General features: G+C 69.0%; 18 protein-coding genes. 13 read left to right on the top strand and 5 right to left on the bottom strand.

The annotated features are described in order from the left end of the window. Window positions 1-284 precede the first annotated feature (284 nt). A complete protein-coding gene (locus ABZV34_RS08710) occupies window positions 285-2,630 on the top strand; it encodes an immune inhibitor A domain-containing protein (protein ID WP_356272647.1) in 2,346 nt (781 codons plus the stop codon). Between the two features lie 121 nt (window positions 2,631-2,751). Next, on the top strand, window positions 2,752-3,093 hold the full coding sequence (locus ABZV34_RS08705; protein WP_168528347.1) for a hypothetical protein: 342 nt from the start codon (window positions 2,752-2,754) through the stop codon (window positions 3,091-3,093). A gap of 82 nt (window positions 3,094-3,175) precedes the next feature. On the opposite strand, the gene ABZV34_RS08700 is transcribed toward ABZV34_RS08705, so the two are convergent. Then, on the bottom strand, window positions 3,176-3,760 hold the full coding sequence (locus tag ABZV34_RS08700; RefSeq protein WP_356272645.1) for an isochorismatase family protein: 585 nt from the start codon (window positions 3,758-3,760) through the stop codon (window positions 3,176-3,178). A gap of 378 nt (window positions 3,761-4,138) precedes the next feature. Continuing rightward, entirely contained in the window at window positions 4,139-5,467 is a 1,329-nt protein-coding gene (locus tag ABZV34_RS08695) for a nicotinate phosphoribosyltransferase (protein ID WP_356272643.1), read from the bottom strand. 174 nt (window positions 5,468-5,641) lie between these two features. Here ABZV34_RS08695 and clpS point away from each other — a divergent pair, with 174 nt between their 5' ends. From clpS to ABZV34_RS08660, 7 genes are all read left to right on the top strand, one after another. Then, complete coding sequence (gene clpS / locus ABZV34_RS08690; RefSeq protein ID WP_168528344.1) at window positions 5,642-5,959, top strand: ATP-dependent Clp protease adapter ClpS; 318 nt, start codon at window positions 5,642-5,644, stop codon at window positions 5,957-5,959. 58 nt (window positions 5,960-6,017) lie between these two features. Then, window positions 6,018-6,623 (top strand): DUF2017 domain-containing protein, encoded by a 606-nt coding sequence (locus ABZV34_RS08685; RefSeq protein WP_356272641.1) that lies wholly within the window; start codon window positions 6,018-6,020, stop codon window positions 6,621-6,623. Between the two features lie 322 nt (window positions 6,624-6,945). Next, complete coding sequence (locus ABZV34_RS08680; RefSeq protein WP_356272639.1) at window positions 6,946-8,406, top strand: amino acid permease; 1,461 nt, start codon at window positions 6,946-6,948, stop codon at window positions 8,404-8,406. 109 nt (window positions 8,407-8,515) lie between these two features. Further along, window positions 8,516-8,938, top strand: a complete 423-nt coding sequence (locus tag ABZV34_RS08675; RefSeq protein WP_356272637.1) for a M67 family metallopeptidase — start codon at window positions 8,516-8,518, stop codon at window positions 8,936-8,938. Between the two features lie 79 nt (window positions 8,939-9,017). After that, window positions 9,018-9,119, top strand: a complete 102-nt coding sequence (locus tag ABZV34_RS08670; RefSeq protein ID WP_329288077.1) for a putative leader peptide — start codon at window positions 9,018-9,020, stop codon at window positions 9,117-9,119. A 144-nt stretch (window positions 9,120-9,263) separates the two neighbouring features. After that, entirely contained in the window at window positions 9,264-9,542 is a 279-nt protein-coding gene (locus ABZV34_RS08665; protein ID WP_148008611.1) for a MoaD/ThiS family protein, read from the top strand. Window positions 9,543-9,559: 17 nt separating this feature from the next. Then, on the top strand, window positions 9,560-10,510 hold the full coding sequence (locus tag ABZV34_RS08660) for a cysteine synthase (protein WP_356272635.1): 951 nt from the start codon (window positions 9,560-9,562) through the stop codon (window positions 10,508-10,510). Between the two features lie 208 nt (window positions 10,511-10,718). Here ABZV34_RS08660 and ABZV34_RS08655 read toward each other — a convergent pair whose 3' ends face one another. Further along, window positions 10,719-11,198, bottom strand: a complete 480-nt coding sequence (locus ABZV34_RS08655) for a type II toxin-antitoxin system PemK/MazF family toxin (RefSeq protein WP_356272633.1) — start codon at window positions 11,196-11,198, stop codon at window positions 10,719-10,721. 259 nt (window positions 11,199-11,457) lie between these two features. On the opposite strand from ABZV34_RS08655, the gene ABZV34_RS08650 reads away from it, so the two are divergent. Beyond that, window positions 11,458-12,210, top strand: coding sequence for an MBL fold metallo-hydrolase (locus ABZV34_RS08650; RefSeq protein WP_356272631.1), 753 nt, complete (start codon window positions 11,458-11,460; stop codon window positions 12,208-12,210). 71 nt (window positions 12,211-12,281) lie between these two features. Here the strand turns inward: ABZV34_RS08650 and ABZV34_RS08645 are convergent, their stop codons facing one another. Next, window positions 12,282-13,532, bottom strand: a complete 1,251-nt coding sequence (locus tag ABZV34_RS08645; RefSeq protein WP_356272629.1) for a PTS transporter subunit EIIC — start codon at window positions 13,530-13,532, stop codon at window positions 12,282-12,284. Between the two features lie 226 nt (window positions 13,533-13,758). After that, window positions 13,759-15,048: a PTS transporter subunit EIIC gene (locus tag ABZV34_RS08640; protein WP_356272627.1), complete on the bottom strand. Its 1,290-nt coding sequence runs from the start codon at window positions 15,046-15,048 to the stop codon at window positions 13,759-13,761. Window positions 15,049-15,251: 203 nt separating this feature from the next. Between ABZV34_RS08640 and ABZV34_RS08635 the strand changes: the two genes are divergently transcribed. The 3 genes from ABZV34_RS08635 to ABZV34_RS08625 all read left to right on the top strand — a co-directional run bounded on the left by ABZV34_RS08635 (window position 15,252) and on the right by ABZV34_RS08625 (window position 16,822). Then, window positions 15,252-15,485 carry a PTS glucose/sucrose transporter subunit IIB gene (locus ABZV34_RS08635; RefSeq protein ID WP_030569190.1) on the top strand — a complete coding sequence of 78 codons (234 nt, stop codon included), beginning with the start codon at window positions 15,252-15,254 and terminating at the stop codon, window positions 15,483-15,485. Window positions 15,486-15,574: 89 nt separating this feature from the next. After that, the gene (gene rph, locus ABZV34_RS08630) at window positions 15,575-16,309 is read left to right on the top strand and encodes a ribonuclease PH (RefSeq protein ID WP_356272625.1); all 735 of its coding nucleotides are present in this window, start codon (window positions 15,575-15,577) and stop codon (window positions 16,307-16,309) included. Window positions 16,310-16,429: 120 nt separating this feature from the next. Next, window positions 16,430-16,822 carry a hypothetical protein gene (locus tag ABZV34_RS08625; RefSeq protein WP_356272623.1) on the top strand — a complete coding sequence of 131 codons (393 nt, stop codon included), beginning with the start codon at window positions 16,430-16,432 and terminating at the stop codon, window positions 16,820-16,822. Window positions 16,823-16,845 lie beyond the last annotated feature (23 nt).

Genomic DNA, 16,845 nt, shown 5'->3' with positions numbered 1-16,845 from the left:
GCCCGGTAAGCGTGACCTAACCCACGGTGCCGGTGCACAGGGGGCGCACGGAGTCATCGCGCCCATCAAGTGGACGTGTGGACGCGCCTGTTGGGTGCGCCCGGGGCGGTTCGGATACCGAACGGGCGCTCCTGCATAGTGCAGTTGACTTGTGCAAGTCAAGATCTGTCTTTTCTTTGGTAACTCCGGTCAAATGTCGTCACTTGACACGCGTATACGCGCGCGGAGCTCCATGACACCGGGATCCCCCCATCCGCGCGGACGAACGCGGGGGAGGATTTCAAGTGACCAGCAGACCATGGACGTTCAGAGCAGCCGCGGTGGGCGTCGCCCTCGCGGCGGCCACCGCCACGTTCTCGACGTTCGCCGTCGCGCAGGCCGACGGTTCGCCGTCGGCGACCGTGGAGCGCCACGACCCGCAGCCGGCCAGGAACAAGGTCGACCACGACCTCGACGGCCCGCTCAGCAAGACCCAGGACGCACAGCGCAAGGAAGCCCTGGACCAGGTCATATCCGGCGACGCCAAGGTCCAGGACCGCAACGGTTCGCGCGTCGTCCAGCTCAAGGGCAGGAACAAGGGCAAGAGCAAGTACGTCGAGCTCGGCCGCGAGAAGACCGACCGGATCTTCACGATCCTCGTCGAGTTCGGCGACCAGGTCGACAGCCGCTACGGCGGCACGGCCGGCCCGCTGCACAACAAGATCGCCGCACCCGACCGCGCCAAGGACAACAGCACGGCGTGGCAGGCGGACTACAACCAGAAGCACTTCCAGGACCTCTACTTCGGCACCGGCAAGAACGCCGAGTCGCTGAAGAAGTACTACGAGAAGCAGTCCTCGGGCCGTTACTCGGTCGACGGTGAGGTCACCGACTGGGTCAAGGTCCCCTACAACGAGGCCCGTTACGGCTCCAACAAGGCGTCCACGGGCGCCTGGTACGCGGTCCAGGACGGCGTCACCGCGTACGTCGCCGACCAGAAGGCGGCCGGCAAGTCCGACGCCACCATCAAGGCGGACCTCGCCCAGTACGACCAGTGGGACCGTTACGACTACGACGGCGACGGCAACTTCAACGAGCCCGACGGCTACATCGACCACTTCCAGATCGTGCACGCCGGTGAGGACGAGTCCGCGGGCGGCGGCGCGCAGGGCGAGGACGCGATCTGGGCCCACCGCTGGTACGCGTTCGGCACCGACGCCGGTTCGACCGGCCCGGTCGGCAACAAGCTCGGCGGTGCCGCGATCGGCGACACCGGCATCTGGGTCGGCGACTACACCATCCAGCCGGAGAACGGCGGACTCGGCGTCTACGCCCACGAGTACGGCCACGACCTCGGCCTTCCGGACGAGTACGACACGTCCGGCGGCGGCGAGAACGGCACCGGGTTCTGGACGCTGATGTCGGCCGGTTCCTGGCTCGGCACCGGCAAGCAGGCCATCGGTGACCTGCCCGGCGACATGAACGCCTGGGACAAGCTGCAGCTCGGCTGGCTCGACTACGACCGGGCCAAGGCCGGCGTGACGTCGGAGCACAAGCTGGGCGTCGCCGAGTACAACACCAAGAACAGGCAGGCCCTCGTGGTCTCGCTGCCCGACAAGGAAGTCACGACCACGGTCGTCACTCCCGCGCAGGGCGCCACCCAGTGGTGGAGCGGCAGCGGCAACGACCTCAAGAACACCCTGACCCGTTCGGTCGACCTCACCGGGAAGTCCGCGGCCACGCTGACGCTCGACGGCTGGTACGACATCGAGCAGGACTACGACTACCTCTACACCGAGGTGTCCACCGACGGCGGCGCCAACTGGACCGCCCTCGACGGCACGGTGGACGGCGCCGCGATCCCGCGCGACGGCAGCGGCAAGCCCGCGCTGACCGGCTCCGTGGACGCGTACAAGAAGCTGTCGTTCCCGCTCGACGCCTACGCGGGCAAGAAGATCGCCCTGCGCTTCCGCTACCAGAGCGACGGTGGCGTGGCGTTGAAGGGCTTCACGGCCGACGAGATCACCGTGACCGCCGACGGCACGCCGCTCTTCTCCGACAACGCGGAGAGCGCGGACGCCGCGTGGACCGCCGCCGGCTTCTCCCGGATCGGCGCGTCCTTCTCCGACGACTACGCGCAGTACTACATCGCCGAGAACCGCCAGTACGTCTCGTACGACAAGACCCTCAAGGTCGGCCCGTACAACTTCGGCTTCTCGACGACGCGTCCGGACTGGGTCGAGCACTACCCGTACCAGAACGGTCTGCTGATCTGGAAGTGGGACACCTCCCAGGCGGACGACAACACCAGCGCCCACCCGGGCGTGGGTCTGATCCTGCCGGTGGACGCGCACCCGACGGCCCTGAAGTGGACCGACGGAACGATCCTCCGCAACAAGATCCAGACCTTCGACTCGACCTTCAGCACGTACCCGACGGACGCGCTCAAGCTCCACAACGCCGACGTCGCGCTGAAGATCAAGTCGCAGAAGGGGGTCTCCGTCTTCGACGACCGCCGGAACTCCTACTACGACCAGGCGAACCCCACGGGTGGTGTCAAGGTCACTGACACCAACACCAAGATCAGGATCGTGAAGGAGCCCAAGGACGGCTCGACGATCACGCTCCTTGTGGGTCCGGCGAAGAAGTAAGTGATGTTTTAGCAGGTCAGAGCATGATCGGCCGTGACCCCCTGGCGGGTTGCGGCCGATCGTGTTTAGGTGCGTCCTGTGGATTTCTTATTGACACCGGGACGCACGGGGGTGTGACTGCATGGCCGCAGGAGGTTTCTGCAAGCTGCCGAACGGCAGTGTGGTGGTGGCGCTGAACCTGCCCAGCCCGCCGGGCTCGGCGCTGGGCTGTGTGCGCTTCCTGGTGCTGGCCCAGAACCGGGCCCGCGCCCTGACCCGCCTGCGCAACCTGGGCCTGCGCGCCGTCTACCTCAGGGGCAACGGGGCTCCGCCCACACCCGACGAGATCACCGCCGTCCTGCACCATCCCGACGGGCTGATATGGCGTACGGCCCCGGACAACGGTGTCGCGTGCCCGGTCCCGTCCCAGGAGCTCTGGCACCCGATCAGAGCCCTCCTGAGACGCCCGGCCCCTCAGCCCTGAGACACCCGGCCGTCAGTCGTGAGACGGGTGGCTCCTCGCCCGTGCGGCGGGCGGATCGCGGGGGACCGGGACGGGGCAGCCCTCAGACGACCGGTTTGCCGGTCAGCTCGACGCCCGCTCCCCGCAGCTCCTCCAGCGCCCGCTCCGTGGTCGCCTCGGACACCCCGGCCGTGAGGTCGAGCAGTACCTGCGTACGGAAACCGTCCCGCACCGCGTCGAGCGCGGTCGCCCGCACACAGTGGTCGGTCGCGATGCCCACCACGTCCACCTCGTCGATCTCGCGGGCCCGCAGCCAGTCGCCCAGCGAGACCCCGTTCTCGTCGGCGCCCTCGAATCCGCTGTAGGCCGCCGCGTACGCGCCCTTGTCGAAGACGGCGTCGATCGCGCCGGAGGCGACCACCGGGGCGAAGTTCGGGTGGAACCCCACCCCCTCGGTGCCGGCCACGCAGTGCGCGGGCCAGGAGTGGACGTAGTCGGGGTTGTCGGCGAAGTGGCCACCGGGGGCGATATGGAGGTCACGGGTGGCGACGACATGCCGGTATCCGGCGGGCGCCTGCCCGATCAGCTCCGTGACGGCGGCGGCCACGTCGGCGCCCCCGGCCACCGCGAGACTGCCTCCCTCGCAGAAGTCGTTCTGCACGTCTACGACGATCAAGGCGCGGCGCATGGTCGGTGTCCTTCGACTATGGGGGTCGGTGTGGGGATACGGGCCCGGCCTGTCGGGCCGGCCCGGAGACTTCACGTGCGGCGCGGGAGGGGTTGGATCACTGCTGTCGGCCCCGACGGCTGTGCTCGTGCGTGCTGCCGTTGCATTCCCGCTGACCGCCCGTTCATTCGTGTTTGCCCGGGAGCGGCCGAATAAGCCGGGTGCCGCCACGGCGTTGCCCGCGCACACCCCGGCGCACCCCGGGCGTATCGGACGGGTCCGGGGCGGCGGAGCGGGCCGCCGCCCCGGACGCGCCAGCGCGCAGACGCCTTCTCGACAGACGCGTAGTCCTTCTCGGACGTACTCCGTGTGCTCCTCGGACGTACTTCGTGGGAATCCTCAGACGTACTCCGTGGGAATCACGGCTTCCCCGCGCGACAGCTGGGTCGCCGAGAGCGGCAGCCGGGCACGGGCGGCCGCGTGCCGGTCGCGGGCCATGTCGAGCGGCTCCCGGGCCACGACCTGGCCGCCCTTGACCAGCTCGACCAGGAGCTGGTGGTCGGCGAGCTCGCCGGGTACCGGCCCGGTCCCGATCACCTCGGCCTCGGCGAACCCGCGCTCGTCGCGCCGCCGCGCGGCCCACTTGCGGCCGCCGATGGAGGTCTTGCCCCCGGTGGACTTCTTGGCCACGGGCTCCAGCGGAGCCTTCGGGTCCGCGGACTCGGCGCGGGCGACCAGCTTGTAGACCATCGAGCAGGTGGGATGGCCGGACCCGGTCACCAGCTGGGTGCCGACGCCGTAGGCGTCCACCGGCGCCGCCGCCAGGGAGGCGATCGCGTACTCGTCCAGGTCCGAGGTCACGACGATCTTCGTCCCGGTCGCCCCCAGTTCGTCCAGTTGCTGCCGCACCCGGTGCGCGACCAGCAGCAGGTCCCCGGAGTCGATGCGGACCGCCCCGAGCTCGGGCCCGGCGATCTCGACGGCCGTCCGTACGGCCTCGGCGACGTCGTACGTGTCGACGAGCAGTGTGGTGCCCCGGCCGAGCGACTTCACCTGGGCCTGGAAGGCGTCCCGCTCGTGGTCGTGCAGCAGTGTGAAGGCGTGCGCGGAGGTCCCCACGGTGGGGATGCCGTAGCGGAAGCCGGCCGCCAGGTCGGAGGTGGTCGTGAAACCGCCCACGTACGCGGCCCGTGCGGCGGCGACCGCGGCCAGCTCATGGGTGCGCCGGGCGCCCATCTCGATCAGCGGGCGGTCGCCGGCGGCGGAGGACATCCGGGAGGCGGCGGCCGCGATCGCCGAGTCGTGGTTGAGGATCGAGAGGACCACGGTCTCCAGGAGCACGCACTCCGCGAAGGACCCCTCGACCCGCAGGACGGGCGAGCCCGGGAAGTACACCTCGCCCTCGGGATAGCCCCAGACGTCCCCGCGGAAGCGGTACGAGGCCAGCCACTCCAGGGTCGGCTCGTCCACGATGGCCCGCTCGCGCAGGAAACCGAGGACGTCGGCGTCGAAGCGGAAGTTCTCGACGGCGTCGAGGACCCGCCCGGTGCCGGCCACGACGCCGTAGCGGCGTCCCTCGGGAAGTCTCCGGGTGAAGACCTCGAAGACCGAGCGCCGCTCGGCGGTCCCGGCGGCCAGCGCGGCCCGCAGCATCGTCAGCTCGTACTGGTCGGTGAAGAGCGCCGTCGAGGGCACGTCCACCGGCAGTCCGAGGTCCGCTGGATTCACTGCGCTCTCCTCGCACTCATCGCTGCGGATCCCCCGGCAGGGCGCCGGGGGCCCGGGGACCGTCCCCCGGAATCACCGCACAGCACGGGATCGTACCCCCATCTCGTCACTCTGACGATTTGTGGGTCCGGTTTGTCCGGCCCGTTTGTGCGGGCACCCCCCTGTGGTGGCAGCATGGGCCGTGTGACGGCTCCCGCACCCCTAGAGACCGAAAAGACCGAGTCGGCGGAGGAGGTCTTCGCCGTGCCCGAGCCGGACGTCCCCTGGGTCACCATCGTGCACAACGACCCGGTCAACCTCATGAGCTATGTGACGTATGTCTTCCAGACGTACTTCGGGTACACCAAGGACAAGGCGACCAAGCTCATGATGGACGTCCACCACAAGGGCCGGGCGGTCGTGTCCAGCGGCACGCGCGAGGAGATGGAGCGCGACGTGCAGGCCATGCACGGCTACGGTCTGTGGGCCACCCTCCAGCAGGACCGGAAGTAACCGGACCACCGAAAAGCCCCGAAACCGCGAGCAGGACCGGAAGTAGCGAACTCACTCCATGCCAGGACACTTCGAACCGCTCCCCGGCGGCGGCGCGGCCGTCGCGCTCGACGAGGTCGAGATCTCCATCATCCGCTCCCTCGCCGTGCAGCTCCTGGAGCTCATCGGTCCTGGCCCCGCGGCGGACACTCCCGACGACCCGCTCGCGGAGCTGTTCGCGGAGGGTCCCAGCGAACCGCCCTCCGACCCGGTGCTGCGGCGCCTCTTCCCGGACGCCTACAGCGGCCCCGACGTCGAGGCGTCCTCGCCGGAGCAGGCCGAGGAGCAGCGCGCGTACTCCTCCGAGTTCCGCCGCTTCACCGAGAACGACCTGCGCGCGGGCAAGCGCGAGAACGCCCTCGTGGTGATCCGCTGCCTCGACGCGCTCACCACGGCGGGCGACGGCGGCGCGGTCCTCAAGCTCTCCGTCCCGGAGTCCGGGTCGTGGCTGCGCGCGCTCAACGACCTGCGGCTGGCGATCGGTGCTCGGCTCGACGTCGTCGACGAGGAGGACACCGACCTCCTCTACCGTCTGCCCGACGAGGACCCGCGCAAGCCGATGGTGATGGCGTACCTCTGGCTGGGCGGCCTCCAGGAGACGCTCGTCGAGACCCTTCTGTCCTGATTCCTTCCTCTTTCGGCGTTCGCTCAGGGGACGCTCAAATCCGGATAACGATCCCGTCACCGTCGCGGCCTGCTATATAGCGCTGCGGTCTTTTTGTCCGCTTCTTCCTGTGGTGTGCACAACATGCGCCGCCCGCTCCGTCCGTCGCGGTCGTGATAGATCTTCACGACCGCCCGACAGGACACCACCCACGTCCGGTCGGGTGCGCCACCGAGCCGGCGGATCGCCGGCCAGGCACAGCTCCATCAATCCGGGGGGATCGGAACCCGATCCGAAGCCAGGGGGACTGGCTCGGAAGGGCATGGAGAAAGGCGCACCACGCATGACCTCATCGCAGGTCGACCAGACCGACGAGCCGCGCGCAGGCAGCGGGGCCGTGGGCGGCGACACCCTCGAAGAGGGGTACGAGCGCGGGCTCGGAAGCCGTCAGGTCCAGATGATCGCGATCGGCGGCGCGATCGGCGTCGGTCTCTTCCTGGGCGCCGGGGCGAACATCGCCAAGGCCGGACCCAGCCTCATCCTCATGTACGCCCTGGCCGGCGTGATCATCTTCTTCATCATGCGGGCACTCGGCGAGCTGCTCCTCTACCGCCCGGTCTCGGGGTCCTTCGCGGAGTACTCCCGCGAGTTCCTCGGCCCGTTCTTCGGCTACTTCACCGGCTGGACGTACTGGCTGATGTGGGTGGTCACCGGCATGGCCGAGCTGACCGCCGCCGCGATCTACGTCCACTACTGGTTCCCGGCCGTCCCCCAATGGGTGACCGCACTGGTGTTCCTGGTGGTCCTCTTCGTGGCCAACCTGATCTCGGTCAAGCTCTTCGGCGAGATCGAGTTCTGGTTCTCGATGGTCAAGGTCACCGCGCTGATCGGCATGATCGTGATCGGCCTCGGCGTGCTCACCTTCGGCTTCAGCTCCGCCGGTGACACCGCCTCCGTCGCCAACCTCTGGCAGTTCGACGGCTTCTTCCCCAAGGGCATCGGCTCGTCCCTGATGACCCTCCAGGGCGTCATGTTCGCCTACCTCGCCGTCGAGCTCGTCGGCGTCACCGCGGGCGAGTCCGAGAACCCCGAGAAGACGCTCCCCAAGGCCATCAACACCCTCCCGTGGCGCATCGCCCTCTTCTACGTCGGCGCGCTCACGGTCATCCTCTGCGTCGTGAAGTGGACGGAGTTCGCCCCGGGGGTGAGCCCCTTCGTGGAAGCCTTCGCGAAGATCGGCATCCCGGCCGGCGCCGGCATCGTCAACTTCGTCGTGCTCACCGCCGCCCTCTCCTCCTGCAACTCCGGCATGTACTCCACGGGCCGCATGCTGCGCACCCTCGCCGACAACGGCGAGGCGCCGAAGGTCTTCAACAAGCTCTCCTCGACCAAGACCCCGGCCTTCGGCATCACGGTCTCCGTGCTCTGCATGGGCATCGGCGTGATCCTGAACTACATCGTCCCGGAGAAGGCCTTCGGCTACGTCACCTCGGTGGCCACCGCGGCCGGCATCTGGACCTGGCTGATGATCCTGGCCAGCCACATCCTCTACCGCCGCGCGGTCGACGCCGGACGCCTGCCGGCCTCCTCCTTCCCGGCACCGGGCGGCGCGAAGTGCAGCTGGGTCGCGGTCGTGTTCCTGCTCTTCGTCACGGGCCTGATCGCCTACGACGCCGACTCCCGCATCTGCCTCTACGTGATGGCCGTCTGGGCCGCCGCGCTGGCCGTGGGCTGGGCCGTCCTCAAGGCACGCAACCCGCGGGTCGCCGAGCGCCGCGAGCCCACCTTCGAGAAGACCGGCTGACCGGCCACGGACGCCCGGCCCGCACGGGCCACCGCCCGGACGTCCGGCATACGGGCCGCCCCGTACCACCCTTCGGTACGGGGCGGCCCGTCTGCTTATCCTGGCCGACATGCTGACCATCACTCAGTCCCTCGTCGACCAGATCGTCGCGCACGCGCGCCAGGACCACCCCGACGAGGCGTGCGGCGTCGTCGCGGGCCCGGCGGACACGGGCCGCCCCGAGCGCTTCATCCCGATGCTCAACGCCGCCCGCTCGCCCACCTTCTACGAGTTCGACTCGGGCGATCTGCTGAAGCTGTACCGCGAGATGGACGACCGCGACGAGGAGCCGGTGATCATCTACCACTCCCACACGGCGACCGAGGCATACCCCTCCCGCACGGACCTCTCCTACGCCAACGAGCCCGGCGCGCACTACGTCCTCGTCTCGACCGCCGACACCGACGACGCCGGGCCCTTCCAGTTCCGTTCGTACCGGATCCTGGAGGGCGAGGTGACGGAGGAGGAGGTCAAGGTCGTGGAGGCCTACTGATCTCACCCCCCGGCCCAGAAGTATCCGGAATACGAGATCACACTCGGGGATCCCGGGCGGGAATCGATACGATGAGCCCATGGTTTCCCAGGACGTGAGCGAGAAGACGCCGGGCGTGCTGCTCGTGGCGCGGCTGCACGTCGATCTGTGCAGGCTGCAGAGCGCCATCTGTACGCGCTGACACGGCCGCCGCCGTACGGCCGTGAGCCATCGGGGTACCCCGGGTGAAGCCGACACCTCGGGGATCCGCAACCGGCGTACCCCATGCTTTCCCGCGCTGTCGCGCGCCCACCGACCGACTTCCTTCCGACAGGAGCCCGAACCCATGGCCATCGAGGTCCGCATCCCCACCATCCTCCGCACCTACACCGGAGGCGAGAAGGCCGTCGAGGGCGGCGGGGAGACCCTCGCCGAGCTCTTCGCCGACCTCGAGACCCGGCACGCGGGCATCCAGGCACGCATCGTCGACGACGGCCAGCTGCGCCGCTTCGTCAACGTCTACCTGAACGACGAGGACGTCCGCTTCCTCGACGGCATCAACACCAAGCTCGCCGACGGCGACAACGTGACGATCCTGCCGGCCGTGGCCGGCGGCATGGCCTGATCGGCCGCTGGTCACCGATGCGCTACGACTCCCCGCTCGCCGCGGTGGGCAACACCCCCCTGGTGCGCCTGCCGCGGCTCTCGCCGTCCGCGGACGTCCGTATCTGGGCGAAGCTGGAGGACCGCAATCCCACCGGCTCGGTCAAGGACCGGCCCGCGCTGCACATGATCGAACAAGCGGAGAAGGACGGCCGTCTGACACCCGGCTGCACCATCCTGGAACCGACGTCGGGCAACACCGGCATCTCGCTGGCGATGGCGGCGAAGCTCAAGGGCTACCGCATGGTGTGCGTGATGCCCGAGAACACCTCGCAGGAACGGCGTGAGCTGCTCGGCATGTGGGGCGCGGAGATCATCCCCAGCCCGGCGGCCGGCGGCTCCAACACCGCCGTGCGTGTCGCGAAGGAACTGTCGGCCGAGCACCCCGACTGGGTGATGCTGTACCAGTACGGGAACCCCGACAACGCGGGGGCGCACTACGCGACGACAGGGCCGGAGATCCTCGCCGACCTGCCCTCCGTCACCCACTTCGTGGCGGGCCTCGGCACCACCGGCACCCTGATGGGCGTCGGGCGCTTCCTCCGGGAGAACAAGCCCGACGTGAAGATCGTCGCCGCGGAGCCGCGCTACGACGACCTGGTGTACGGGCTGCGCAACCTGGACGAGGGCTTCGTGCCCGAGCTGTACGACGCGTCCGTCCTGACCACCCGGTTCTCGGTCGGCTCCGCCGACGCGGTGACCCGTACCCGGGAACTGCTCCAGCAGGAGGGCATCTTCGCGGGGGTCTCCACCGGGGCCGCGCTGCATGCCGCGATCGGGGTCGGCCGCAAGGCGCTCGCCGCGGGCGAGAGCGCGGACATCGTCTTCGTGGTGGCCGACGGGGGCTGGAAGTATCTGTCGACGGGGGTCTACACCGCCGCGACGACGGAGGAGGCCATCGCCACGCTCCAGGGGCAGCTCTGGGCGTAGGCGTCCGTACCGGCGGGTTCTCGCCCCCGCCGCCCCAACCCTTCCCGTTCCCGGGGGCTGCCGCCCCCAGATCCCCGCTTCCGGTCTGAACGGCCTCGTCCTCGAACGCCGGACGGGCTGGGGTGCGGGGGCTCGCTGCGAGGCCGGCGCCCGGGGCGGAGCACCGGGGACGATTGCGATCGGGGGAGGGCAGGGGCGGCGGGGGACGTCAGTCGGCCAGGTGGCGGACCTGGTCCCACAGCACCGGATCGACCACTCCGACCCGCCGCCGGAACTCCCCGACGGACACCTCGCGCAACTCGTCCGTCTCCAGGAAACTCGCCCGCCCGTGCGCGTCCCCGACCGCCCCGGGCGGCAGCGGAATCACTCCGGCCCGCTCGTCGTGGTACTTGCTGGTGATCTTCGCGACGGTCGCCCGTTCCCCGCGCACCATCAGGACCAGACACGGCCGGTCCTTGCCCCCGGCGGTGTCCTCGTAGGGAACGTTCGCCCACCAGATCTCCGCCGGCCGGGGCCGCGCACCCCGCCGCACCCCGGCGGCCCGTCGCGCCGGCCGCCGACCGGGGCGACCGGGCGGCCGGGTGCGGGCGGAGGGCCGGCGCCCACGGCGCCCCCAGCCGTCCACCAGCGTCGCGACGAGCGCGAGCAGCACCACGGCCGCCAACGCGAGCCACCAGGACGTGTCCATACCAAAGAAGGTACCGGCGCGCACCGCGACGCGCCCCCCGCCCGTCCGACGCGCCCGTCCCACCTTCGTCCGAGCGTCCATCCGAACCGGTGACAGCACAGGTGAGTTCGCCCACAACAGCCCCTGGCGGAGGAGCGACCCGCCCTTTTGCGCCTTACGCTCGACGGACCGCACGACCCCCGTTTCCGTATCTGCTCCGAGTAGTTGCCTACCGCACTTACTCTCTGCACTTCCTGTCAGCGCGGAGGTTCCAGCTCTTATGAAGCTCACCGTCGTCGGCTGCTCGGGGTCGTTCCCGTCCGCGGAATCGGCCTGCTCGAGCTACCTCGTAGAGGCCGACGGCTTCCGGCTGCTTCTCGACATGGGCAACGGTGCCCTTGGCGAGCTGCAGCGCCACTGCGGTCTTTACGACCTCGACGCGATCTTCCTCAGCCATCTGCACGCCGACCACTGCATCGACATGTGCGCGTACTTCGTCGCGCGCTACTACCGCCATGAGGGCGGCCGCTGCGACCCGATCCCCGTCTACGGACCCGAGGGCACGGAACAGCGCCTGACCACCGCGTACGCGGACACCCCCACCGCCTCCTCGATGAGCGAGGTCTTCGACTTCCACACGGTCAAGCCGGGCTCGTTCGAGATCGGCCCGTTCACCGTCCACACGGAACGGGTCCGCCACCCCGTGGAGGCGTACGCCATCCGTGTCGAGCACGGTGGGAAGTCGCTGACGTACTCCGGGGACACGGGTGTCACCGGGACGCTGGACGAACTCGCCCGGGACACCGACCTGTTCCTCTGCGAAGCCGCGTTCACGCACGGCAAGGAGAACATCCCCGACCTGCATCTCAACGGCCGTGAGGCGGGTGAGACGGCCAGCCGTGCCGGCGCCCGCCGTCTCCTGCTCACCCACATCCCGCCGTGGACGGACCCCCGGATCAACCTGGCCGACGCCCGCACGGCGTACTCGGGCCCGGCGGATCTGGCGACGCCTCGGATGTCGTACGAGGTCTGAAGTCTCCGGCGTACGCGAAGGCCCCCGGAACCAGTCGGTTCCGGGGGCCTTTCGTCGTACGGCCGGACGGCTCACGCCTTCGTGAGGTCCTCGACCTCCTCGTCGGGCTCGCGGCCCGGCGTGGCGAGGTTGAACTTGAGGATCGCGAAGCGGAAGACCACGTAGTAGATCACCGCGAAGACCAGGCCGATCGGGATGATCAGCCATGGCTTGGTGGCCAGGTTCCAGTTGAGGAAGTAGTCGATCGCGCCTGCCGAGAAGCTGAAGCCGTGGTGGACGCCCAGGGCCCAGGTCACGGCCAGCGAGAGGGCGGTCAGCACCGCGTGGATCACGTACAGGACCGGCGCGATGAACATGAACGAGAACTCGATCGGTTCGGTGATGCCCGTGACGAACGAGGTCAGCGCGAGGGAGAGCATCATGCCGCCGACGGCCTTGCGGCGCTCGGGGCGGGCACAGTGCGTGATGGCCAGGGCGGCGGCCGGCAGCGCGAACATCATGATGGGGAAGAAGCCCGTCATGAACTGGCCGGCGGTCGGGTCGCCGTGGAAGAAGCGCGGGAGGTCACCGTGCCACACGGCGCCCGCGGAGTCCTTGTAGGTGCCGATCTCCTGCCAGGCCACGGTGTTGACGAACTGGTGCATGCCCACCGGGAGCAGTGCACGGTTGATGGCACCGAAGATGCCCGCGCCGACCGCGCCCAGCCCGGTCATCCACTCACCGAAGTTGGTGATGACGTCGCCGATGGGCTCCCAGACCAGGCCGAAGAAGACGCCGACGGCGGTGCCGATGAAGGCCATCAGGATCGGGACGAGGCGGCGGCCGTTGAAGAAGCCGAGCCAGTCGGGCAGTTTGGTGCGGTGGAAACGCTGCCAGGTGACGGCGGCTATCAGGCCCATGATGATGCCGCCGAGGACCTTCGGGTCGTTGTACGTCGCGGCGACGTCCACACCCTTGGTGACCTTGGCGTCGGTGATGGGGAACGCGGTGAGCACGTTCTTGTAGACCAGGAAGCCGACCAGCGCGGCCAGCGCGGTGGAACCGTCGGACTTCTTGGCGAAGCCGATGGCGATGCCGACGCAGAACAGCAGCGGCAGATTGCTGAAGACCGCGTCCCCGGCGGTGGCGAAGACGGACGCCACCTTGTCCCAGCCGAGGCCGTCCTTGCCGAACACGTCCGGCTGGCCGAGGCGGAGCAGGATGCCCGCCGCCGGCAGCACGGCGATCGGCAGCTGTAGGCTCCGACCGACCTTCTGCAGGCCCTGGAACAGGCCGGATCCCCGCTTCTTCGCGGGAGCCGCCGATGCGGTGGCGGTGCTCATAGTTCCTCCATGTGCCGGCGCTGCCGGGGGACGGGAAGGTGAAAAAGGGAGCGGGCAGCGCCGCGTGGTCTACACCACTCAGTGGTGTAGACCTGTTGTAGCACGGTGAAGGCTGGATAAGGAACCCACGAATTTTGTGGCCTCGGCCATACCGGGAATACCCCCCGCATTCATGCCGAAAGGCCCCCGGACCTGCGGGTCCGGGGGCCTTTCGGGTGGGGGAGGGCTACGCCTTGGTGAGGTCCTCGACCTCTTCCTCCGGCTCCCGTCCCGGCGTTCTGAGGTCGAACCTGGTGATCGCGAACCGGAAGATCACGTAGTACAGGACGGCGAAGCACAGCCCGATCGGGATGATCGCCCACGGTCTCGTCGCCAGATTCCAGTTGATGACGTAGTCGATGAGACCCGCCGAGAAACTGAAGCCGTCGTGCACGCCGAGCCCCCAGGTCACCGCCATGGAGACACCGGTGAGCAGCGCGTGGACGGCGTACAGCACGGGCGCGATGAACACGAAGGAGTACTCGATCGGTTCCGTGATCCCGGTGACGAACGACGTCAGCGCGAGAGAGAGCATCATGCCGCCGATCTCCTTGCGGCGATGCGGCCTCGCGCAGTGGGTCATGGCCAGACAGGCCGCCGGCAGCGCGAACATCATGATGGGGAAGAACCCCGAGGTGAACTGACCCGCGTTCGGATCGCCCTGCAGGAACATGTTGATGTCACCGTGCACCACCGCCCCGTCCGGCGTCGTGTAACTGCCGAACTGGAACCAGATGGGCACGTTCAGGAACTGGTGCAGGCCGATCACCAGCAGCGCGCGGTTCGCCACCCCGAACAGGCCCGCGCCCCACGCGCCCAGACTCACCAGCCAGTCGCTGAAGGTCTGCAGACCGTCACCGATCGGCGGCCAGACCCACAGACACAGCGCCGCGAACACGATGGCGACGAACGACATCATGATCGGCACGAGCCGGCGCCCGTTGAAGAAGCCGAGCCAGTCCACCAGCCTGGTGCGGTGGAACCGCTGCCAGAAGTACGCGGTCAGCAGCCCCATGACGATGCCGCCGAAGACCCCCGGATTCTGGTAGGTGAACGCCGTCACGGAGGTGTCGGGCAACTGGCAGCCGATGTTCTGGATCACCTTCGCCTGCTGCGCGCAGCTCTCCGGGAACTGGTGCAGCACGCCGAAGTAGACGAGGAACCCCGCGACCGCCGCGAGCGCGGTGGAACCGTCCGCCTTCTTCGCCATACCGATGGACACACCGACGCAGAACAGCAGCGGCAACCCGAGCGAACCGTCGAGCAGCGCGCCGCCGGCACCCTTCATGACCTTGGAGACGCTGTCCCAGCCGAGTCCGTCCGAGCCGAACATGTCCGGCTGGCCGAAGCGGTTGAGAATGCCCGCGGCAGGCAGCACCGCGATGGGGAGCTGAAGGCTGCGGCCCATCTTCTGCAGCCCCTGGAACAGGTTGTTCCAGCGGGCGTGCGCGGGTGCGGCGGCGCTGTCGGCACTCATGGGCGTCCTTCGTGCGGAGCCGGTTTGGCGACCGTCCGTCAGCTGGTGTAGACCAGTCGGGTGGGGGCTGGCCGGTGAGGACCGGCCGGAGAACGGCCGCACTGTCGTGAACGCCATCATTCGGTACACACCGCATGAATGCTCGCGAAGTTGGGCCAACTGTGGGTTACTGCGACAAAGCGGTTCGGATCAGGGAGTAGGACATGGCCACCAAGGCTGAGAAGATCGTCGCCGGGCTCGGCGGCATCGACAACATCGAAGAAGTCGAAGGCTGCATCACCCGCCTGCGCACCGAGGTCGTCGACCCGAGCAAGGTCGACGAGGCCGCCCTGAAGGCAGCCGGAGCCCACGGCGTCGTCAAGATGGGCACCGCCATCCAGGTCGTCATCGGCACCGACGCCGACCCGATCGCCGCGGACATCGAAGACATGATGTGAGCCACGCTCCCTGAGCCCGGCTCACCCCTGAGGGGCTGCTTCCGCCATCGGAGGCAGCCCCTCACCCGCATGCGGCTAGGCTCAGCGCCATGTCTCGAATCGACGGCCGCACCCCTGAACAACTGCGCCCCATCACCATCCAGCGCGGCTGGAGCAAGCACGCCGAAGGCTCCGTCCTCGTCTCCTTCGGCGACACCAAGGTGTTCTGCACCGCCTCCGTCACGGAGGGCGTCCCGCGCTGGCGCAAGGGCAGCGGCGAAGGCTGGGTCACCGCCGAGTACTCCATGCTCCCGCGCGCCACCAACACCCGCGGCGACCGCGAGTCCGTCCGCGGCAAGATCGGCGGCCGCACCCACGAGATCAGCCGGCTGATCGGCCGCTCCCTGCGCGCCGTCATCGACTACAAGGCCCTCGGCGAGAACACCATCGTCCTGGACTGCGACGTCCTGCAGGCCGACGGCGGCACCCGCACGGCAGCCATCACCGGCGCCTACGTCGCCCTCGCCGACGCCGTCACCTGGGCGCAGAACAAGAAACTGGTCAAGCCCGGCCGCAAGCCCCTCACCGGCACCGTCTCCGCCGTCTCCGTCGGCATCGTCGGCGGCGTCCCCCTCCTCGACCTCTGCTACGAGGAGGACGTCAAGGCCGACACCGACATGAACGTCGTCTGCACCGGCGACGGCCGCTTCGTCGAGGTCCAGGGCACCGCCGAGGCCGAACCCTTCGACCGCAAGGAACTCAACGCGCTGCTCGACCTGGCCGTCGCGGGCTGCGACGAACTCGCCGCGATCCAGCGGGCGGCCCTCGACGCAACCCTGGGTTAACCCTTCGCGTTCTAAGGGGTACGGGCGTACGGTCCAGCCGTGCGCCCCGCCGGCCCCCCACGGGGCAGGCCGACCGCACCACCGGTCGACCACATCCTGTCCACGGGGAGGGACCGTTCCATGGCCGCGCGCCACCGTCGCCGCACCGCCGCAATCGCCGTCACCGCCGCACTCGTCGCACTGCCCGCGGCGGTCGGCTGCGATGCCGTCAACAAGGCCCTGGACTGCGTCCAGACCGCCGACGCCATCGCCGACAGCGTCACCAACCTCCAGCAGGCCGTGGAGAACGCGGCGAACGACCCGACGCAGACCGACCAGTCCCTCAACGCGATAGAGCGCAACCTCGACAGGATCGGCGACAAGACGGACAACACGGATGTCAACAAGGCCGTCGACGACCTCGGCAAGGCCGTCGACAACGTCCGCACCGCCGTCAGGAACGGGGACAACACCCCCGACATCAGCCCCGTCACCGACGCCGCTGGAGAACTGACGAAGGTCTGCACCCCGTAGGAGCAACTCCCCGGGGTTGGGGA

This window comes from Streptomyces sp. NPDC005195, assembly GCF_040608315.1.
GTDB lineage: Bacteria > Actinomycetota > Actinomycetes > Streptomycetales > Streptomycetaceae > Streptomyces > Streptomyces kaempferi.
Note: the sequence above shows the minus strand (reverse complement) of the source record. Positions and strands in the feature narration are given on the sequence as shown.